This is a genomic window from Paenibacillus xylanexedens (assembly GCF_007676705.1).
Lineage (GTDB): Bacteria > Bacillota > Bacilli > Paenibacillales > Paenibacillaceae > Paenibacillus > Paenibacillus xylanexedens_C.
The window spans coordinates 1,161,107-1,182,960 of sequence record NZ_VEBF01000002.1 but is presented as its reverse complement, the minus strand read 5'-3'; the positions used below and the strand labels follow the sequence as shown (position 1 = coordinate 1,182,960).

Genomic DNA, 21,854 nt, shown 5'->3' with positions numbered 1-21,854 from the left:
TAGGGTGACATAGATGAGCGGTGAAATTTACGAACATTTTAGCCATGATGAGCGGGATTTCGTAGATAAAGCTTCGGACTGGGTTGAGCGGGCAGGCAAGTATCATGACATGAAGCTAACTGACTTTCTTGACCCAAGACAGGTTTTTATTTTACAAACTCTTGCCAATCGTCGCAATGACGTTCAGATTCGTCTGGATGGTGGTTACGAGGCAGCTGAGCGCAAGCGTGCGCTGGTAGCACCGGATTACATGTATCTGGATGATGAGGATATGGGTATGCAGGTGCTCAGTATCACGTCTGATGATCAGAAAATCTCGGAGCTGGAGCATGGGGACTATATGGGTTCCCTGCTCGGGCTTGGGATGAAACGTGGAAAGATCGGAGATATCCAAGTGCTGGAGGACGGTTGCCATACAGTGGTGGCGGCGGAAACCGGCGCTTTTTTATCGCTTCAACTGAATCAGGTGCATCGGTTACATGTGTTCACAGAGTTACTTCCTTTGGATCAGATGCGATGGTCAGAGAACAAACTGGAGACGATGGATATTACGGTCGCTTCTCTTCGTTTGGATGGAATCTGTGCAGATGTGTATCGGCTTAGTCGCAGTAAGGTGCTGGTGCCAATCAAAGCCGGTCGCTGTCGTGTGAACTGGAAGGTTGAGGAAGACCCCTCCAAATCGTTAAAAGCAGGAGATGTCGTATCCATTCAGGGATTTGGCCGATTCAAGGTTATTGAACAGGACGGGATGACAAAAAAAGGACGCTGCCGAGTGAAAATCGGCAAATTTGCCTGAGACTGTTGCAGGAAAATTGGCTTTCTTGTCGAAATGTTTAACGTAAAGGTGTAAAAAATACGCGGTGTTTCCGATATACATTAAGTCAAAGGTATGAATGAACGTCTGAGGATGCAATTCGGATCCTGCATTCCGTATAAGTTGCCAGAGTTAGGCATCAACGCTACGGCCCCTTGGGTGGAACCCATATGCTGCAACCTTCTCTAAACGGGAAGGAACTTTTACAGGAGGTGGACAGCATGCCATTAACGCCGCTGGACATACACAACAAGGAATTTTCCCGACGTTTGCGCGGGTATGACGAGGATGAAGTCAATGAATTCCTGGATCAAGTCATCAAAGATTACGAAGGCGTCATTCGCGAGAACAAAGAGCTGAGCAATCAGTTGCTGTCCGTTCAGGAAAAGCTGGATCATTTTGCCACGATTGAAGAGACACTTAGCAAAACGATCATCATTGCGCAGGAAGCTGCTGATGATGTGAAGAGCAATGCTAAGAAAGAAGCACAGTTGATCGTGAAGGAAGCAGAGAAAAATGCAGACCGGATCGTGAACGAATCGCTGGGTAAATCGCGTAAAATTGCTTTGGAAGTGGAAGAACTGAAAAAGCAGGCATCGATTTATCGTGCACGTTTCCGCACGCTTGTTGAAGCGCAGCTTGAACTGTTGACTCAGGATGGTTGGGAAGTGCTGGAGAGCCGGGAGCAGGAAGTGCGTGACCGTGAGCGGGAGATGAAAGAAATTTATTAGTCTGTCGCCTGGTTGACTTTTGTCTGCAAAGAGGCTATAACTATATTCATAATGAATAGTGATTCCATGACGGGTTCAGTACGTTATGATCTCATCCCTCAGAGAGTTGGTGGTTGGTGCAAACCAATGGATGAGTTATAGCCGAATATCTCCCCGGAGAAGTGACGCTGAAGCGGTGTACTTGAGTGCCGTGTGTAAGCCGAACCGTAAGCCGTACGTTATAACGGCACCCTGCGGTAGTACAGCGGGGCATAAGCGCTGTTGATGACAGAGCATACCCAGGCTTGCTTGGATGTGGTTTGTGATGAACAGAATTAGGGTGGTAACGCGAGTATAGTCTCGTCCCTTTCCAGGGATGGGGCTTTTTTTGTGTTCAAAAAAGGGCGAACATCCATGAGGCCCGCAGGGACCTCAAGGAGAGAGCCAATCTGCCGGGGGAGCGAAGCGCCCGGCAACACGGGTTTCGCCAAGGCGAACGTCCATGAGGCCCGAAGGGACCTCAAGGAGAGAGCCAATCTGCCGGGGGAGCGAAGCGCCCGGCAACACGGGTTTCGCAAGGCGAACGTCCATGAGGCCCGAAGGGATCTCAAGGAGAGAGCCCCCGCCGGGGGAGCGAAGCACCCGGCAACACGGGTTTCGCCAAGGCGAACGTCCATGAGGCCCGCAGGGACCTCAAGGAGAGAGCCCCCGCCGGGGGAGCGAAGCACCCGGCAATACCCGTCTCGCGGTAAGGCCATGCGGCGTTCACGCAGGGAACAGCCGCAGAATGGCCACCACCACGCACATAAACCCTCGCCCATAAGCGCCACCGTTCCCCCAACGACAACCTATCCCGGGTGTCCAGAGGGCGGAGCGCCTATGGGGTCCCCCTTGGCAAGGGGGATTTAGGGGGATTGAAACGCTTTTTGTGGACGGTCCACAATCTAACTAAAGAAAGGAAAGTTGATCATCATGCAACGAGTTGACGTCAAAGAAAAGGCACGTGCCAGAGAATTACGCGTGTTAGATAAATGGAAAACGGAGAATACATTCAAAAGATCCATCGAAAACCGGGAGGGTAAGCCAAACTTCGTATTTTATGAAGGGCCGCCTACAGCAAACGGTAAACCGCATATCGGTCACGTACTGGGACGCGTAATCAAGGATTTCGTTGGACGGTATAATACGATGAAGGGTTACCGCGTCGTTCGTAAAGCGGGCTGGGATACACATGGTCTGCCTGTAGAACTGGGTGTACAGAAGAAGCTTGGCATCTCCCATAAGTGGGAAATCGAAGATTACGGCGTGGAGAAATTCATTAACGAATGTAAAGCGAGCGTATTCGAGTATGAGCAACAATGGCGTGATCTGACGGAAGGTATCGGTTATTGGACAGATATGGATAACCCGTATATCACCCTGGATAATAACTACATCGAGAGTGTATGGAACATTCTGGCGACGATCCACGAGAAAGGACTGCTGTATCGTGGTCACCGTGTGAGCCCGTATTGTCCATCTTGTCAGACGACACTGAGTTCCCATGAAGTTGCGCAAGGGTACAAAGACGTCAAAGACCTGAGCGCTACAGCCAAATTCAAGCTAAATGACAGTGGAGAATTCGTACTTGCTTGGACGACGACGCCTTGGACATTGCCTTCACACGTCGCACTTGCCGTGAATCCGGATATGGACTACTCCCGTGTTCGTCAAGATAACGAAGTGTACATCATGGCAACCAATCTGGTTGAGAAAGTGATGAAAGATACCAAAGGTGATTATGAAATCATTGGTGCACTGAAAGGTGCCGACCTCGTTGGCAAAACGTATGATCCTCCGTTCAACTACGTACAGGCTGAGAAAGCCAACATCATTCTGGGCGCAGGGTTTGTAACGGATGCAAGTGGTACGGGTATCGTACACATGGCTCCTGCCCATGGTGAAGATGACTACCGGGTATGCCGTGAGAATGGCATCAGCTTTGTCAATATGGTGGACCTGGAAGGCAAATTTGTCGCAGAGGTTACTGACTTTGCCGGACGTTTCGTGAAGGATTGTGATATTGATATCGTGAGATATCTGTCCGAGAAGGGACGTTTGTTCAGCAAAGAAAAATATGAGCACAGCTATCCATTCTGCTGGCGTTGTGATACACCGCTTCTGTACTATGCGATGGACAGCTGGTTTATCCAAACGACAGCCATCAAGGACCAACTGATTGCCAACAACAGTGAAGTGGACTGGTACCCGGGTCATGTTCGTGAAGGTCGTTTCGGGAAGTTCCTTGAAGATCTGGTGGATTGGAACATCAGCCGTGACCGTTATTGGGGAACACCGCTGAACATCTGGGTATGTGAGGAGACTGGCGAGCAATTTGCTCCACACAGCATTGCTGAATTGCGTGCTCGTGCGGTGGGCGACGTGCCTGAGAATCTTGAATTGCACAAACCATACGTGGATGACGTTAAAGTCATGAGCTCTTGTGGCAAATATGAAATGAAACGTACACCGGAAGTGATTGATGTCTGGTTCGACAGCGGTTCTATGCCGTTTGCCCAGCAGCACTATCCATTTGAAAATAAAGAAGTATTCGAACAGCAGTATCCTGCAGATATGATCTGTGAGGGGATCGACCAGACACGCGGCTGGTTCTACAGCTTGCTGGCAGTGTCTACTCTTTTGACAGGCAAAGCGCCTTACAAAGCGGTTATGGCTACAGGTCACGTCCTCGACGAGAACGGACAGAAGATGTCCAAATCCAAAGGTAACGTTATCGATCCTTGGGAAGTGATTGAAGAATACGGTACAGATGCATTCCGTTGGGCATTGCTGTCTGACAGTGCACCGTGGAACAGCAAACGTTTCTCCAAAGGCATCGTAGGCGAAGCAAAATCCAAAATGGTGGATACGCTGGTCAACACCCATGCATTCCTGACGCTTTACGCGACCATTGACGGATTTGATCCACAGGAGCATCCGTTCCAACTGTCCGCTCACAAGCTGGATCGCTGGATTCTGTCGAGACTGAACAGCCTGATCCTGGTTGTAGAAAAAGCGTTGTTGGTTAACGACTATCTGAACTCTTCCAAAGCGATTGAAGCGTTTGTTGATGAGTTGAGTAACTGGTATATCCGTCGTTCCCGTGACCGGTTCTGGGGAAGTGGCCTGACAGAGGATAAATTGGACGCTTACCGTACATTGACTGAGGTGCTGGTGACTACTGCGAAGCTGGTAGCTCCGTTCACACCGATGCTTGCAGAGGATATCTACCTGAACCTTGCAACAGGTGAGAGTGTGCACATGGAAGACTATCCAGTAGCGAATGAAGCGCTGATTGATGCAGGACTGGAACAGGATATGGAGACAGCTCGCCGTGTGGTTGAACTTGCTCGTAACGTTCGTAACGAAACAGGTATCAAGACACGTCAGCCGCTGTCCGAATTGATCGTTTCCCTGGATAAAGGCTTTGACCTCGCAAGTTATGAAGAGATCATCAAGGAAGAGATCAATGTGAAAGGAATTCGTACAGAGCATAATGATGCGGAATTCGTTGACTTTACATTGAAGCTGAACCTGAAGGTCGCAGGTAAAAAATATGGCAAAAACGTAGGTTTCCTGCAAAACTTCTTCAAGGGGATGTCCGCAGATGAGACACGTAAAGTCGTTTCGGAAGGTGTGCTGAACATCGTTTCTCCGGAAGGCGAAGAGCTGCAAGTGACGAGCGAAGAATTGTTGGTTGATAAACAGGCCAAATCAGGCTTTGCCTCAGCATCTGGTTACGGTCTGACGGTTGCGCTCAATACCGAAATCACGACAGCATTGGAACAGGAGGGCTGGGTCCGTGAAGTGGTTCGTGCCGTGCAAGATACGCGGAAACGACTGGACCTGCCGATTGAGAAAAGAGTACGTTTGACACTGGATGTGGATGCATCCCTTCAGGAAGCTATTCAGGCGTTTGATGACGTCTTGCGTGAAAATGTTCTCGTAACCGAAGTGACATTTGGCACGAATGAGGGCATGGAACGTGTTGAAGCCGGAGGCAAATCGATCGGTATTTACATCGAAGCGTAATTCGGAGCATGTCCCATTCAACAGTGACAAAATATAGAGCATAAACTAACGAGCCGCAGAGGCAGGGACATATTCCCTGTATCTGGGCTCGTTTGGTTTTTAGGCAAAAAGGAAATGATTCTATTGTACAGTCAATCTATATTGATCAAAGGAACTGAGCAAACATGAGCGAACATGATGACAAGCAATCTGCATCCATTTCACAATCGACATCAGATGATCTGACTTCACATGACAAAATTGAAGAGTTACATACCTTGACTAACCGACTGGCTAATGAACTGGAGCGTTCCCGAATTGCGCAATACACGGAATTGCTAAACAGACCCTGGAAGCTGATTGGACTGAACTTGTTGTCTGGAGCCGCACGAGGTGTGGGGATCGCAATTGGGTTCACCTTTTTCGCAGCAACGATCATTTATGTTTTACAGCTGCTTGGGGCGCTCAATCTTCCTATTGTTGGGGATTACATCGCTGATATTGTGCGCATTGTCCAACGCCAGCTCGATATGAATACCTACTAAGACATGTAGGGATTGATATTAAGGTGCAATTAATACAAGTCATCCGTCTCCATATCCGGTTCTAACAGGCCCTCGCCTTCACGGTTCTCCAGATACTGGCGATATTGCCGATTGCGCACGATGGATACGTCATGACCATAGATGTCTGTTGCCACAAAGCTTTCGTACGCTTCAACGCAGCCTTCCACTTCATCTGTGGCTTCAATGGCCATAACATCATAGCTGTCAATATCACGTCCTTCAGCCATGGCTGGTGAGTTCGATGTGCCCCAGCTCTCAACGATCTGCCAGGCATCCTCGCCATCGAAACCGTTTTGGTCATCACGTTCGTCCAGACTTGTACGACCAAATGCCGGGGCGAGGAACTCTTCCTCTACAGGACGGTTTTCGGAGACAACCGTTTCGGGTTGATGTTTTTTGCAATATTTGGTGTAGGGCACAGCCTCCATACGTTCATATGGAATGGGTTGCTGGCATACTGCGCACGTACCATAATGCCCTTCTTCGATGGAGTGCAGTGCCGAGTCGATACGCTCCAATTGGAACTCATCGTGTTCCAGCAGGGAAATATCTTTCTCACGTTCATAGACCTCCGTAGCGATGTCACCAGGATGGTTATCAATCGGTGACAGTTCACCCGTCTGTAGCTTGAGTGAGTCTCCGAGGCCATAATGTTCATTTTCCGACAGTCTATGTTCAATATCGCGCTTATCGGTCATCAATTGGGATCGTAAAGATTGCAGCTGTTCAGTAGTAAAATGCGACATGGTTTTCCCCTTTCTATTCCGTGTGGAATCCGGTTTTTGACTCTATTGTAGGATGTACCATTAAGGACAGGATTACAGAAGGGAAATGTTATCGTTTTTGCCAAGAGCATCGCAACACAGGGCGTCGTGGACGATTTCCAAACAGCTGTGCTACAATAAACAAGTCTGGCGTAAGCCTGGTATCGTTTGGAAAAGACAAGAACGGAGTGACAAACAAACGTGGTGTATTATATCCTCGCTTTTATCGTATTTTTATTGGATCAGGGAACCAAGTTCCTGATTGCAACCCGGATGGAACTCAGAGAAGAAATTCCGGTCATCGGCAATTTCTTTGTCATCACATCACATCGTAATTCAGGTGCAGCTTTTGGCATTCTGCAAGACCAGCGTTGGTTCTTTATTGTGGTTACGGTGATTGTAGTCGTTGCCTTGATTTGGTATTTGCAAAAGGTAAAAGATACCCCGCACAAATTGCTGCCTGTGGCGCTTAGTTTAGTGCTGGGGGGAGCGATCGGCAACTTCCTTGACCGGGCTTTGACCGGAGAAGTTGTGGATTTTGTACAGCTTAACTTTGGAAGTTACACGTTTCCCATTTTCAACATCGCCGACTCGGCAATCTGTATTGGTGTAGCGTTGATCATTGTGGAGACGCTGCTTGAAGGACGGCGCGAAAAAGCAGCCGCGAAGATTGAAGGGAATGAACATCATGAGTAATCCGAATGAGGAACAAATCAACGACGAAGAACTAATGAATGGCAATGAGCGTATGGAATGGACCGTTGCCGCTGAACATAAGAAGGAACGAATTGATAAATATATTACGGAAGCTGTGGACAACGTATCTCGTTCCCAAGTTCAATTGTGGATTGGAGACGGGTTCGTTACGGTAAATGGTGCTGTAGTCAAAGCCAATGCCAAGTTATCCGAAGGTGATCTGATTGAACTACAGATTCCTGAACCAACTTCCGTTGAGATCATTGCCGAAGATATTCCGCTGGAAGTGGTATATGAAGACAGCGACTTGATCGTGATCAATAAACAGCGTGGTCTTGTGGTGCATCCAGCACCAGGGCATACGTCTGGGACGCTCGTCAATGCGCTCATGTACCACTGCAAAGACCTTTCAGGTATCAATGGGGAATTGCGCCCAGGTATTGTACATCGCATTGATAAGGATACGTCGGGTCTTATTATGGCTGCCAAGAACGACCGTGCGCATGCCTCGCTGGCTGCTCAGTTGAAGGACCATACGGTGAACAGACGTTATATCGCGCTCGTTCATGGTCATCTTAATCATGACCAAGGAACCATTGATGCTCCGATTGGACGAGATACCAATGACCGCAAAATGTATACGGTCACCGAACGCAACAGTAAACATGCGGTTACGCATTTTACCGTTACGGAGCGGATCAATGATTACACCTTGCTGGAATTGAAACTGGAGACAGGGCGTACCCACCAGATTCGGGTTCACATGAAGTTTATTGGTCATCCGCTTGTCGGAGATCCCACGTATGGACGGAATAAAGGAATTAAAATGCAAGGACAGGCTCTTCATGCTGCCATTCTTGGATTCGTGCATCCGACCACGGGAGAATATCTTGAATTTACAGCTCCGCTTCCACAGGATATGGAAGACGTACTTGCTTCACTGCGCAGTCGTTAACAGCTCCAAGAAAGTACAAATGTTCAGATACTTTGTCCATGGCTTTGAATACGCAAATCCTTCATATTTAAGTGTAGAAATTTGCGTCAAATGAGGAGATGAACAACGTTATGAGTATCGATAAATATCAAGAAACTTACATTCAGACTAATTTTGCCGACCGTATCGGTGGCTCCAACTATGGTAAAGACACGAACATTTATAAATTCGAGAAAATCAAACGCGCCAAAGCTTCGGCCAAAAAAGATTTTCCCGATGTGGAACTGATTGACCTTGGTGTAGGTGAACCAGACGAGATGGCTGATGCAGGCATTGTCGCTGCACTTGCAGAAGAAGCTTCCAGACCTGAGAACCGTGGTTATGCCGATAATGGTATTCCTGAATTCAAAGCTGCTGCTGCTTCTTACCTGAAAAACGTATTCAACGTAGAAGGTATCGATGCAGATACTGAAATCGTGCACTCCATTGGTTCCAAACCGGCTTTGGCGATGATGCCTTCATGCTTCATCAATCCAGGTGATGTGACGATCATGACCGTTCCAGGTTACCCCGTTATGGGCACACATACAAAGTATCTGGGCGGAGAAGTGTTCAACATTCAATTGACGAAGGAGAACAACTTCTTGCCTGATTTGAAGGCTATTCCGGAAGACATCGCAAAACGTGCGAAGTTGCTCTACTTGAACTATCCGAACAATCCAACTGGCGCAAGTGCGACAGTAGAGTTCTTCACTGAAGTAGTGGAGTGGGCGAAGAAATACAACGTAGTCGTTGTCCATGATGCTCCGTATGCAGCATTGACGTACGATGGCAAAAAACCATTCAGCTTCCTGTCGGTACCTGGTGCGAAGGATGTTGGCGTTGAGCTGCACTCTCTGTCCAAGTCCTACAATATGACGGGTTGGAGAATTGGCTTCGTAGCGGGTAATCCGCTTGTAGTCAAAGCATTCAGCGACGTGAAGGACAACAACGACTCCGGTCAGTTCATCGCGATTCAGAAAGCTGCTGCATATGGTTTGAATCACCCTGAGATCACGGAAAAAATTGCAGAGAAATATTCCCGTCGTCACGACATGCTCGTTGCCGCACTGAATGAACTGGGCTTCCAGGCTGAAAAACCTAAAGGTTCCTTCTTCCTGTATGTTGAAGCACCAAAAGGTGTGGTTGGCGGACGTCGCTTCGAATCGGGCGAAGATTTCTCCCAATTCCTGATCCGTGAGAAACTGATCTCGTCCGTACCTTGGGATGATGCGGGTAACTTTGTTCGTTTCTCCGTTACCTTTGAAGCTAAAGGTGAAGAGGAAGAGAAACGTGTTATCGCTGAGATCAAGCGTCGTCTGAGCGACGTACAATTCGAATTTTAATTGCAGCACCCTATAGCTTCATTACGTACAAAACGAAGAGACCGGAAACGGTCTCTTTTTTATGTCCATATTAGATTTTTTTCATTTACTCCCTTTACAAAATTATACAAGCAACATATGATTAGATCTTTACGTTATTTGTTATATACAGAAGTTGTTTTTGAAGGGAGTTATTACAATTGTTATCATCACGAACGAGTACCGTGTCTTCACCGACTACAGAAAATGGAAGTACAATTTCAGGATTAATCAGATTGTTAAGACCCAAACAGTGGACTAAAAATCTGCTGTTATTTGCTGCGTTACTTTTCTCTTTTGAAGAGATTCGGACGGAAACCATTCTTGCGACGTTGCTTGGCTTTATTCTATTTAGCCTCGTTGCAGGCTGTGTTTATATTTTGAATGACTTTGTGGATCGGGACAGGGATCAGCAGCATCCAGTGAAAAAGTATCGTCCCATTGCTTCGGGTCAGGTGAATCCGGCTCATGCGTTATTGTTCGGCACTATCCTGTTAATCCTTTCCGTAGGAACAGCCTTCGTAATGAACCCGCTATTTGGGGTATTATGTATCGTCTATTTCCTGTTGAATGTGTCATACTCCTTTGTGCTGAAGCATCTCGTTATCTTGGATATGATGACTATTGCAGCGGGTTTTGTACTTCGTGCTATTGCCGGTGGTGTACTGATTCATGTACCTTTCACACCATGGTTTTTGATCTGTACAATGCTGCTGTCGTTATTTCTGGCCATTGGCAAACGGAGAAATGAACTTACCTTGCTTGCAGGGAACACAGGATCACATCGTAAAGTTTTGGATAACTATTCCATTACCTTGTTGGACCAATTTAATACGATTGTGACGACAGCTACGATTATCAGCTACTCCCTGTTCACATTCACTTCAGATCGAACCATTCATCTGATGTGGACAATTCCGCTGGTCATTTACGGCATGTTCCGTTACTTGTATCTAATCCATATGAAAAACCAGGGGGGCTCGCCTGATCGTGTGCTGTTTGAGGACAAGCCCATATTAATTACGGTTATTTTGTATGTGATAAGTGTTGTTACAATCTTTACTATCTTTGAATAAAGGCTGAGGGGGATCAGGGTGAAAAGCACGAAAGTCGCGATCTTTGATATTGATAAAACGATTATACGTAGTGATTCCATGTTTCAATTTGTGCATTATGGTGTTCGGCGTTACCCTTGGCAGGTATGGAGATTGCCTGTCATTGCATTACATACCGTGTTATTCAAGGCGGGATTCATGACGGTTGAAGAAGTCAAGCGTTCCTATTTTCAAGAAATTGAGCGCATGTCTGAGAAAGATCTGGAGCATTTCTTTGATACTCGCTTGCGTACGTCCATTTTTGCTGAGGCCAGTGTGGAGATGCAGCATCGCAAGGAAGCAGGCTATCATGTCTTGCTGGTCACCGCGTCTCCGCATGCCTATATGAAATATTTTAAAAACTTTCCCTGGGTGGATCATGTAATTGGGACTGAACTCGTCCGTCATGCGAATGGTTACACGTGCAGAATTGAAGGCAGTAATTGCAAAGGGGAAGAGAAGGTGCGCCGCATTCAGGCTTATCTGAGTGAGAAGAACATGGTAATTGACTATGATCAGTCATGTTCCTACTCGGACTCCTTATCCGACCTTCCGGTCATGGAGCTTGTGAGTCAGCGATACTTTATTAACAAGCGTGTTCCGGACATGGAGGCATTAACGTGGGGGAAATAAAATCACGTCATACAGGTAAATGGTTAATGCTCGTCTCCGCTTTTCTGACAGCGACGGGTCAATTGTTCTGGAAATGGGGACTAACCGAGTGGATTTACCTTGGTGTTGGTTTTCTATGTTATGGACTTGGAGCGATTCTAATGATCAAAGCTTTTGCTCTGGAAAAACTCTCTGTTGCTTATCCTCTGATGTGTGCCAGCTACGTGTTTGCTTTAATCTATGGATATTTCTTGCTCGGTGAAGAAATTACGGTGCAGAAACTGGCCGCTGTTGTGCTGCTTGGAATCGGGGTGACATTAACCAGTGTTGATCGATAGCTGGATGGTTGCCGTATTAATTGTCATGACGTTGTGTGGTGCACTGGGCGGGGCCGGATTGAAAGCTTATGCGACTAGTCGCAATCGTCTGCATGTGCTCATGGGACTCGGATTCTACGGGATGGGTGCGTTGCTGAATATTGTGTTGTTGAAGTTTCTTCCATTAACCGTCGTACTGCCTGCCAACGCATTAACATATGTCTGGACTCTCATCATAGCGCGGTTGGTATTTAAGGAGATGGTGGGCCCTTTACGCTGGATCGGTGTGGCATGTATTATGGGCGGACTTTGTTTATTGGTATTCTAGAACTTATTTAAATTGGATGTGAAATGAAAGTATGAAATTTTTGGATTACATATTTTACAATCGTAGAAACAACTGGACAGCTTTTTTCCTGTTTGCGGGGTTCGCTGTGTTCTATGGTTTAATGAACGGCTCGTATGTTCTGTATATTGAAAATAATGCAGAAATGCTGGGGGCGTATAGCCCATTTAATACGACGCTGTTTCCAATCAATTTATTCAACTTTGATCCTTCGATGTATTATGGGGACAACAGTTCTTCTGTTATCCATCCGCTCATTTCTTTTCTGGCAGTTACCCTTGCGGCTGTAGCGAAGCTGCTGGGAGGCAACTGGTTCTTCCTAATCTTGCAGTCGTTGATCAATGCGGGTTCGGTGGTGCTGGCGTATCTGTTCTTGAGTCAAAAAGAAAACAAACCGACGATCACACCGCTGCTGTTCGCTTTGTTGTTTGGTTTCAGTTCCTACTTGATGTATACCGCATTGATTCCGGACTCGTATCCGTATGTACAGTTCGTTATCCTTCTCTCTGTGGTTTACATGCAGTATACTCGTGAGCGTCAGGACGTACGTTATGTACCCAATGCATTGCTTGCATCGATTAACTTCGGGCTAACCTCGACAAACATCGTACCGTTTGCTGCTGCCACATTCTTCAATATGAATGCATGGCGCAATAAGGCGGGGTGGAAGAAATATATTGGTATCATGGCATTTGCAGTTCTGATCATTGCCGTGTTTACCGGGATTCAGTATGTTGCATTTGGAGGTAAGAGCTGGGTTAGTAATTGGCTGTTGGGCATACAAAATGGCGGAACCAGCTATGCAACGCCATTCCAGTTCGCTGTTCATTGGAAAGCATTGAACATGCTAACCATTAATCCGATGCTGACACCGAAGATGCATTTGCTGGACCCTGGCATGGCAGCCTTTGTTACGGATCTGTCCCGTTCCAATCCATTCTACGTGCAGATTACAGGTATCTTTATTTTACTACAGGCACTCATGGGCTTCATTAAGGGCATTCGTGAACGTGAAGTGTGGACCCTTGTGCCATATATTCTGTTTGCTTTTTTGCTTCATGTTGTTGTGGGCTTCGGTCTGGCCGTCTTTCAATACGATATGTATCTGTATGCGGGACATTATCTGTTTGCGTTTTTCCTGTTGGGTGGAGGTTTCGTCATCCGTATTCGTCCGGGCTTGGGCAAAAATGGACTAATCGTTCTGCTTATGTTATCGGTGCTTATTACGGCCGGTAATAATATATATCGTCATATCGAGACCTTATCCACGATTAAGCAGTCCTATGAACAACTGGAGCAGGATCGTATGGTCCTTCAAGATTCAGACGCAGTCCATTAAAAGTATTATTAACCCTTTACCGCATCTGTGGATGCAGGTAGAGGGTTATTTTGGCTATATCAAATTTCTCATTTGCCTATGGATAAATATGCAGAATTGTTGTATAATTATGAATAACCAATGAGATGTAATGTGCATGGATGTTTTTCGGCCTAACTGCTGATTCTAAGAAGAACGTAGCAGAGGATTTTCACCTGCGATGGTGAGGTGTTGACAGAGGGTTGTCTTTCTGTCATAATTCATGAAGACAAACGGACATATTGAGTACAGAACCCTGTGAGGTCCTGCAATATGGACGACATGAATAGCACCTTTAAATCAGTCCCGTGAGACTGGCAAGGTAACGTGAACGATACATCGTTTTTTGCTGCGGCAAATGAAGCGATGCATCCCCGAGAGTAAACTTTCTTCAGAGCGGTCTGAAGTTCGGAGACTCCTTGCCAATAAACACGGCAAGGAGTCTTTTTTGTTCTCCTCGTCACGGGGCCATGATGCTGAAGGGAAATCCTGAGGAGGCTGAACGCATGAGCATAGAGACACATGTCATTATGGATGAGACGGCGATCCGCCGCGCATTAACACGGATTGCCCATGAGATATTGGAAAAAAACAAAGGAATCGACGATTGTGTGTTGGTCGGTATTCGTACACGCGGGGTTTACCTTGCTGAACGGATTGCCGCCAAGATTGAAGAAATCGAAGGCGCCAAAGTCCCCTGGGGAGAACTGGATGTGACTCCTTACCGCGATGACCGCTTGGACGAGAATAAAGCGAATCGCAAGGAAATGTTGATTATGACACCTGAATCACTTTCAATCCACAACAAAAAAGTGATTTTGTTCGATGATGTGCTCTATACCGGACGGACGATTCGCGCAGCGATGGATGCCCTGATGGACTGTGGAAGACCGCAGAACATTCAGCTGGCTGTACTCGCAGACCGCGGACACCGGGAACTTCCGATCCGACCTGATTTTATCGGCAAGAATGTGCCGACTTCCAAATCAGAGGAGATCGAGGTTGCACTCATGGAAACAGACGGACAGGACGAAGTCAAAATCACTCAGAACCGGGGGGAACAAGCATGATGATTACACAACCAGCATTGAGAGACCGGAGCTTGCTTGGACTGAAGGAACTTAGCCGAGAAGAAATTGAGTCGATTCTGAACAGAGCAGCTCACTGGGAAGCGCAGAAAGAGAAACTGGTTCCAGTACTGGAATCACGCTTCGTTGCCAATATGTTCTTCGAAAACAGCACACGTACCCGCTTCTCGTTCGAAATGGCAGAGAAACGCTTGGGCGCACAAGTGCTGAACTTTACGGCAGCGGCATCCAGTGTGGAAAAGGGAGAGTCCATCTACGATACGGTACGCACACTTGAGTCGATGGGCATTGATGCAGGCGTGATCCGGTTGAAACCGGCAGGCGTTCTGCAACAATTGGCTCAGAAAGTGAATGTACCACTCGTTAACGCCGGAGATGGTAACAATGAGCATCCCACGCAGGCACTACTGGATCTCTACACCATGCGGAAAGCATTCGGCGAACTGAAGGGCTTGCGTGTCTCCATTATTGGTGACATTCTGCATAGTCGGGTAGCACGCTCCAACCTCTGGGCGCTGCAAAAGTTTGGTGCAGATGTACGATTCTGTGCACCACCAACGATGCAGGCATCGGAACTCGCAGAGCATGCTCCTTATGTCGGTCTTGAAGAAGCGCTGGATGCAGATGTAGTCATGATGCTCCGTGTTCAATTGGAACGTCATCAACATGGCTTGATTACTTCAGCTGAGGATTATCGCGAACACTACGGATTGACGGAAGAACGTGCGTCACGCCTAAAACCAAGTACGATTATCATGCACCCTGCTCCTGTGAATCGCAATGTCGAGGTAGATGACGCGGTTGTGGAGAGTGAAGCATCGCGGATCTTCCCGCAGATGGCAAACGGCGTTCCGATCCGCATGGCGGTTATGGAACGTGCGATGAAACTGTAACAGGGTCTGGCTGTGGGTCATAGGCTGATGGTACGGAAGTTCTTATAGAGCAATATGAGAGTACACGATAAAGAAAATCATCCGGCTTGCCTGGTAAGCCGGACAGAACCGAAGCGGAGGGCAATTATGCTACAGATTATAAAGAACGCGAACATCTTGAACCAACAAGGGGAACTTGAACGGAAAACCATCATTATAGATGAAGGTAAAATTAAAAAGATCGCTGGTCTGGAAGACCAAGTTGTACTGGATGCCGAAAAGTCAGCGCATCATGTGACAGACGCATCAGGCAAACTGGTCATTCCCGGATTGATCGATATGCACGTGCATCTGCGTGAACCTGGATTCGAACACAAAGAGACGATCGAAACAGGTGCCCGTTCAGCAGCACAAGGTGGATTTACAACGATCGCCTGCATGCCGAACACAAGACCGGTAACAGACACAGCGGAAGTTGTGAAGCTGGTACTGGATAAAGCCAAAGAAGCCGACCTGGTGAAAGTGTTACCTTATGCAGCGATTACGAAAAACGAATTGGGTCGCGAACTTACCGATTTTGCTGCATTAAAAGAAGCTGGTGCCATTGGATTCACGGATGATGGTGTAGGCGTACAAAATGCCCAAATGATGAAGGATGCCATGAGCCTCGCGGCCAGTATGGATATGCCGGTTATTGCACACTGTGAAGATGACTCACTGGTTGTTGGTGGATATGTGACGGAAGGCGAGTTTTCGAAGCGTCACGGCATCAAAGGGATTCCCAATGAATCCGAGGCCATCCACGTGGGTCGTGATATCCTGCTCGCAGAAGCAACGGGAGTTCATTACCACGTCTGCCACGTAAGTACAGAACAGTCGGTTCGCCTGATCCGTCTGGCGAAGTCCATCGGCATTAAAGTAACTGCTGAGGTGTGTCCGCACCATCTGGTGTTATCGGATGAAGATATCCCGGGTATGGATGCTAACTGGAAAATGAACCCGCCGCTACGCTCACCACGCGATGTGCAGGCTTGTATCGAAGGATTGCTGGATGGCACGCTGGACATGATCGTAACTGACCACGCGCCACACAGTGAAGAAGAGAAAGCCAAAGGCATGGAGCTGGCACCTTTCGGAATCGTAGGATTCGAAACAGCCTTCCCGCTTCTGTACACAAAGTTTGTGGAAACAGGATTGTGGAGCTTGGACTTCCTGGTGAAACGAATGACTGCTGATCCGGCACGTGTATTCCGACTGGATACAGGCAAGCTCGAAGAGGGAGCACCAGCGGATATTACGATGATTGACCTGAACGAAGAAAAAGCAGTTGATCCTGCAACGTTCGCAACCAAAGGAAGAAACACCCCATTCACAGGCTGGAAGCTGAAAGGCTGGGCCACACAAACATGGGTGGACGGTAAAAGCGTATGGAGCAACACTGTACAACAATAAAACAGTACCATAGTAATTCAATAAATCATTAGACCTTATAACTTGAATTTTCAAAACAAGTCTTTATAACTCTAATCTACAATTTTTACATCAGTAAGCTCTTAAAATTAACTCAAGGCAAACCATGCCGAGAGTCCAATATACGAAACAAAGCAAAGTTGAATGTCATGATTTTGAACTTGGACACCAACGTTACTGCGGAGTGGGCAGAAAGAACCCGAAGAAACGAAGTGCTCGCCTTTATCACCGGATTACATCATTTGAACAATGATAAAAAGTAATCCGGGGATAACAGCGATCAAAGGGTCTTCTGCCCACGGAGCCGCACCAAACGTAACGTCCCCCATGTTCAACCCCAATGCATTCAACGTTGATAAACACAGAGGAGTGAAATGGGATGCAGGCACAGGCAAGATTATTGTTGGAAGACGGCACACTGTTCACCGGGAAAGCATTCGGTGCTGAAGGTGAAACTACAGGTGAGGTCGTTTTTAATACGGGAATTACAGGCTATCAAGAGGTGCTTTCGGATCCTTCCTATTGCGGTCAAATCGTGACCATGACGTATCCGCTGATCGGAAACTACGGCATTACGCGTGATGACTTCGAGTCGATTCGTCCATACGTACACGGTTTCGTGGTGCGTCGTCATGAGCCAACGCCAAGTAACTGGCGTGCGGAATATAGCGTAGACAATCTGCTCAAGGAATACGGTATCGTAGGAATCAGCGAAATTGATACACGCATGTTGACTCGCCGGATTCGTCACCACGGCACAATGAAGGGAATTCTCACAACAGGATCGAAGCCTGTGGAAGAACTGCTGGAGATGATGGGAGACACTACCATCGCCGAGCTGCGCAACCAGGTGCCAATGACTTCTACGGAGCATGTATACAACAGCCCTGGAACGGCTGAACGTATTGTACTCGTAGATTACGGTGCCAAAACAGGGATCTTGCGTGAACTTAGCAAACGCAACTGTGATGTTGTCGTTGTTCCGCACGATGTAACGGCAGACGAGATTCGTCGCCTGAACCCGGACGGGATTCAACTGTCCAACGGCCCTGGGGACCCGAAAGACGTACCTCACGCGGTTAACATGATCAGTGAACTGCTTGGCGAGTACCCGATCTTCGGCATCTGCCTGGGTCACCAATTGTTCGCACTTGCGGCAGGAGCAGATACCGAAAAACTCAAGTTTGGACATCGCGGAGGAAACCACCCGGTGAAAGAACTGGAGAGTGGACGGTGCTTCATCACATCCCAGAACCATGGATTTACCGTAAACGAAGAGTCTGTGAAGAGTACGGACTTGGAAGTTACACATATCAACAATAACGATAAAACCATTGAAGGTCTGAAACATAAATCATTCCCGGCATTCTCGGTTCAATATCACCCTGAAGCAGCCCCGGGTCCTTACGACAACAGCTATCTGTTCGACCGCTTCATCGAGATGATTCGCGAGCACAAAATCACTAACCCGCAAAAGCCGCGTCAAGCCGTATTGGCAGCCGCAGTGAAAGGAGCACAATAACATGCCGATTAACAAAGATCTCAAAAAAATCCTGGTGATTGGTTCCGGTCCAATCGTCATCGGTCAAGCGGCCGAGTTCGACTATGCCGGTACACAAGCTTGCCAGGCACTGAAAGAAGAAGGCGTGGAAGTTGTACTTATCAACAGCAACCCGGCGACCATTATGACGGATACGAACATGGCTGACAAAGTCTACATTGAGCCAATCACCCTGGATTTTGTAACCCAAATCATTCGTCAGGAGCGTCCAGACGGCTTGTTGCCAACATTGGGTGGTCAGACAGGTCTGAACATGGCTGTGGAACTGGCACGTGCAGGTGTGCTGGAACGTGAAAATGTAAAATTGCTCGGAACACAGCTGACATCCATCGAGAAAGCGGAAGATCGCGATCTGTTCCGTGACCTGATGCGTGAATTGGAACAACCTGTACCAGAGAGTGTAATCGTAACGACACTTGAAGAATCACTTGAATTTGCGAATGAGATTGGTTATCCAATCATCGTGCGTCCAGCCTATACGCTGGGTGGAACAGGCGGCGGAATCTGTGCGAACGAAGAAGAGCTGCGCGAGACTGTGGCAGCGGGAATTCGTTACAGTCCGATTGGGCAGTGTTTAGTTGAGAAGAGTATTGCGGGCATGAAAGAAGTCGAGTATGAAGTGATGCGAGACAAAAACGATAACTGTATCGTTGTCTGCAACATGGAAAACTTTGACCCGGTGGGTGTTCATACAGGCGACAGTATCGTCGTGGCACCAAGCCAAACCCTGTCGGACCGTGAATATCAAATGCTGCGTTCAGCTTCCCTGAAAATCATCCGTGCCCTGAACATTGAGGGTGGATGTAACGTACAGTTTGCACTGGACCCACACAGCTTCCAATACTATGTTATCGAAGTAAATCCACGGGTAAGCCGTTCATCGGCTCTGGCTTCCAAAGCAACGGGTTATCCGATTGCGAAAATGGCTGCCAAAATTGCCATGGGTTACACGTTGGATGAAATCGTGAACCCGGTAACAGGCCAAACGTATGCTTGCTTCGAGCCTACGCTGGATTACATCGTGAGCAAAATTCCTCGCTGGCCGTTCGACAAGTTCATCTCGGCGAACCGTAAACTGGGAACGCAGATGAAAGCAACAGGCGAAGTGATGGCCATTGGCCGGACATTCGAAGAGTCGATTCACAAAGCCGTTCGTTCCCTGGAAATTGGCGTACATCGCCTCTACCTGAAGGATGCCGAAACGCTGGACGAAGCTACGCTGAACGAGCGTCTGATCAAAGCAGATGATGAGCGTATCTTCCTGATTGCCGAAGCATTCCGCAGAGGTTATACGTTGCAACAGCTACAGGATCTGACCAAGATTGACTGGTGGTTCCTGGACAAAATCGAAGGTTTGATCGCATTCGAAGATCGCATTCGCGAAGAATCCGAATTGTCTTCTGACATTCTGTATCAAGCGAAACGCCTTGGATTCACAGACCGTGCCATTGCTGAACTGCGTGCGCAAGGTCAACCAGGAGGCACATTAACAACTGAAGCGGAAGTTAGAACTCGTCGGGAAGCAGAGAACCTGCGCCCAGTGTACAAAATGGTAGATACATGTGCGGCTGAGTTCGAAGCCACAACGCCATATTACTACTCAACTTACGAGACAGAAAATGAAGTGATCCCTTCAGACAAGAAAAAAGTTGTGGTGCTGGGTTCAGGACCAATCCGGATCGGTCAAGGGATTGAGTTTGACTACTCTACTGTACACGCAGTATGGGCATTGCAAAAAGCAGGCTATGAAGCAGTCATTATCAACAACAACCCGGAGACGGTGTCTACGGACTTTAATACATCCGATCGCCTGTACTTTGAACCGCTCTTCTTCGAAGATGTCATGAACGTGATTGAACAGGAGAAACCAGTAGGGGTTATCGTGCAGTTCGGTGGTCAAACGGCCATCAACCTGGCAGCACCACTGCGTAATGCAGGTGTAACCATTCTCGGAACGGATCTGGAAAGCATCGATGAGGCGGAGGACCGCAAGAAGTTCGAGCGTCTGCTCTCCCGTCTGGAGATTGCACAGCCAAAAGGTAAAACGGTCATTTCCGTTGATGATGCGGTAGAAACAGCTCAAAGTCTGGGCTACCCAGTACTGGTTCGTCCTTCCTATGTACTCGGCGGTCGTGCGATGGAGATTGTATACTCCGATGCTGAATTGCTGACATACATGGAACAGGCGGTTAAAATCAATCCGGAGCATCCGGTCCTGATCGACCGTTACATGATGGGTAAAGAAGTTGAGGTTGATGCCATCTGCGATGGTGAAACGGTATTGATTCCGGGAATCATGGAGCATATCGAGCGTGCAGGGGTTCACTCTGGTGACTCCATCGCGGTATATCCTCCTCAACATCTGTCCCAGGATATGAAAGAGAAAATTGTAGAGATTACAATCAAAATTGCGAAAGAACTGAAAACGGTAGGTTTGGTCAACATCCAGTTTGTTATCCATGGTGGCCAAGTGTACATTATCGAGGTGAACCCGCGTTCATCCCGTACCGTACCATTCCTGAGCAAAGTAACCAACATTCCGATGGCGAACTTGGCAACACAAGCCATTCTGGGTGTGAAACTGAAAGATCTTGGTTATGTCGACGGGCTGTGGCCTGAGTCGGATCATGTATCTGTCAAAGTTCCGGTCTTCTCCTTCGCGAAGCTGCGTCGTGTTGAACCAACCCTGGGACCAGAGATGAAATCGACAGGTGAGGTTATGGGTCGTGACCCGAATTACGCTAAAGCGTTGTTCAAAGGTCTCATCGGAGCAGGAATGAAAATTCCGGCAACCGGAGCGATTGTCGTGACTGTAGCAGACAAAGACAAGGACGAAGCGGTACCTTTGCTCGAAGGTTTCTACAGACTGGGTTACAAAATCATGGCTACCGGCGGAACAGCAGCTGCGCTTGAAGCAGCGAACATTCCGGTAACGACTGTGAACAAATTGAGTGAAGGTTCGCCGAACATTCTGGATATGATTCGTAGCGGCGAAGCGAACTTTGTCTTCAACACACTGACCAAAGGCAAAACACCGCAGCGTGATGGATTCCGTATCCGTCGTGAAGCGGTAGAGAACGGCATTGTATGTATGACTTCATTGGATACGATTCGTGCGCTGCTGATCATGCTGCAAACGATCAACTTCTCTTCGGAAGCAATGCCTGTCTTTGTTAAATAAATAAGTCTCTGATGAAGGA

At 47.7% G+C, this 21,854-nt stretch carries 18 protein-coding genes and 1 other annotated feature; of the genes, 17 read left to right on the top strand and 1 reads right to left on the bottom strand.

The genetic code is table 11. The annotated features are described in order from the left end of the window. Positions 1-13: 13 nt before the first annotated feature. The 4 genes from FS628_RS15275 (at position 14) to FS628_RS15260 (ending at position 6,119) form a co-directional block, all read left to right on the top strand. Positions 14-796, top strand: a complete 783-nt coding sequence (locus FS628_RS15275; RefSeq protein ID WP_145323158.1) for an RNA-binding protein — start codon at positions 14-16, stop codon at positions 794-796. Positions 797-1,035: 239 nt separating this feature from the next. After that, entirely contained in the window at positions 1,036-1,545 is a 510-nt protein-coding gene (locus FS628_RS15270; RefSeq protein ID WP_145323156.1) for a DivIVA domain-containing protein, read from the top strand. A 57-nt stretch (positions 1,546-1,602) separates the two neighbouring features. After that, positions 1,603-1,895, top strand: a binding site (T-box leader). Between the two features lie 601 nt (positions 1,896-2,496). Continuing rightward, a complete protein-coding gene (gene ileS / locus FS628_RS15265) occupies positions 2,497-5,595 on the top strand; it encodes an isoleucine--tRNA ligase (RefSeq protein WP_145323154.1) in 3,099 nt (1,032 codons plus the stop codon). 164 nt (positions 5,596-5,759) lie between these two features. Then, entirely contained in the window at positions 5,760-6,119 is a 360-nt protein-coding gene (locus FS628_RS15260; RefSeq protein WP_145323152.1) for a DUF5665 domain-containing protein, read from the top strand. A 29-nt stretch (positions 6,120-6,148) separates the two neighbouring features. On the opposite strand, the gene FS628_RS15255 is transcribed toward FS628_RS15260, so the two are convergent. Beyond that, entirely contained in the window at positions 6,149-6,886 is a 738-nt protein-coding gene (locus FS628_RS15255; protein ID WP_145323151.1) for a TraR/DksA C4-type zinc finger protein, read from the bottom strand. Between the two features lie 219 nt (positions 6,887-7,105). Between FS628_RS15255 and lspA the strand changes: the two genes are divergently transcribed. The 13 genes from lspA (at position 7,106) to carB (ending at position 21,835) form a co-directional block, all read left to right on the top strand. Next, complete coding sequence (lspA, locus tag FS628_RS15250) at positions 7,106-7,600, top strand: signal peptidase II (RefSeq protein ID WP_062835441.1); 495 nt, start codon at positions 7,106-7,108, stop codon at positions 7,598-7,600. Next, positions 7,593-8,555 (top strand): RluA family pseudouridine synthase, encoded by a 963-nt coding sequence (locus FS628_RS15245; protein WP_440131281.1) that lies wholly within the window; start codon positions 7,593-7,595, stop codon positions 8,553-8,555. The genes lspA and FS628_RS15245 overlap by 8 nt, the downstream gene beginning before the upstream one ends. 110 nt (positions 8,556-8,665) lie before the next feature. Continuing rightward, positions 8,666-9,919, top strand: a complete 1,254-nt coding sequence (locus FS628_RS15240; RefSeq protein WP_145323147.1) for an LL-diaminopimelate aminotransferase — start codon at positions 8,666-8,668, stop codon at positions 9,917-9,919. 203 nt (positions 9,920-10,122) lie between these two features. Beyond that, positions 10,123-11,013, top strand: coding sequence for a decaprenyl-phosphate phosphoribosyltransferase (locus tag FS628_RS15235; protein ID WP_145324178.1), 891 nt, complete (start codon positions 10,123-10,125; stop codon positions 11,011-11,013). A gap of 18 nt (positions 11,014-11,031) precedes the next feature. Then, positions 11,032-11,664, top strand: a complete 633-nt coding sequence (locus FS628_RS15230; RefSeq protein ID WP_145323145.1) for an HAD family hydrolase — start codon at positions 11,032-11,034, stop codon at positions 11,662-11,664. 26 nt (positions 11,665-11,690) lie between these two features. Beyond that, a complete protein-coding gene (locus FS628_RS15225) occupies positions 11,691-11,981 on the top strand; it encodes an EamA family transporter (RefSeq protein WP_197997836.1) in 291 nt (96 codons plus the stop codon). Next, a complete protein-coding gene (locus FS628_RS15220; protein WP_260871045.1) occupies positions 11,968-12,288 on the top strand; it encodes an EamA family transporter in 321 nt (106 codons plus the stop codon). Before FS628_RS15225 ends, FS628_RS15220 begins: the two co-directional genes overlap by 14 nt. Before the next feature lie 31 nt (positions 12,289-12,319). After that, entirely contained in the window at positions 12,320-13,645 is a 1,326-nt protein-coding gene (locus FS628_RS15215; RefSeq protein ID WP_145323143.1) for a DUF6080 domain-containing protein, read from the top strand. Positions 13,646-14,169: 524 nt separating this feature from the next. After that, positions 14,170-14,733: a bifunctional pyr operon transcriptional regulator/uracil phosphoribosyltransferase PyrR gene (pyrR, locus tag FS628_RS15210; protein ID WP_145323141.1), complete on the top strand. Its 564-nt coding sequence runs from the start codon at positions 14,170-14,172 to the stop codon at positions 14,731-14,733. Further along, positions 14,733-15,644 carry an aspartate carbamoyltransferase catalytic subunit gene (locus FS628_RS15205; RefSeq protein ID WP_145324174.1) on the top strand — a complete coding sequence of 304 codons (912 nt, stop codon included), beginning with the start codon at positions 14,733-14,735 and terminating at the stop codon, positions 15,642-15,644. Before pyrR ends, FS628_RS15205 begins: the two co-directional genes overlap by 1 nt. A gap of 126 nt (positions 15,645-15,770) precedes the next feature. Next, a complete protein-coding gene (locus FS628_RS15200) occupies positions 15,771-17,075 on the top strand; it encodes a dihydroorotase (RefSeq protein WP_145323139.1) in 1,305 nt (434 codons plus the stop codon). Positions 17,076-17,472: 397 nt separating this feature from the next. Continuing rightward, positions 17,473-18,615, top strand: coding sequence for a glutamine-hydrolyzing carbamoyl-phosphate synthase small subunit (gene carA, locus FS628_RS15195; protein WP_047843735.1), 1,143 nt, complete (start codon positions 17,473-17,475; stop codon positions 18,613-18,615). Between the two features lies 1 nt (position 18,616). Next, the gene (gene carB / locus FS628_RS15190) at positions 18,617-21,835 is read left to right on the top strand and encodes a carbamoyl-phosphate synthase large subunit (RefSeq protein WP_145323137.1); all 3,219 of its coding nucleotides are present in this window, start codon (positions 18,617-18,619) and stop codon (positions 21,833-21,835) included. Positions 21,836-21,854 lie beyond the last annotated feature (19 nt).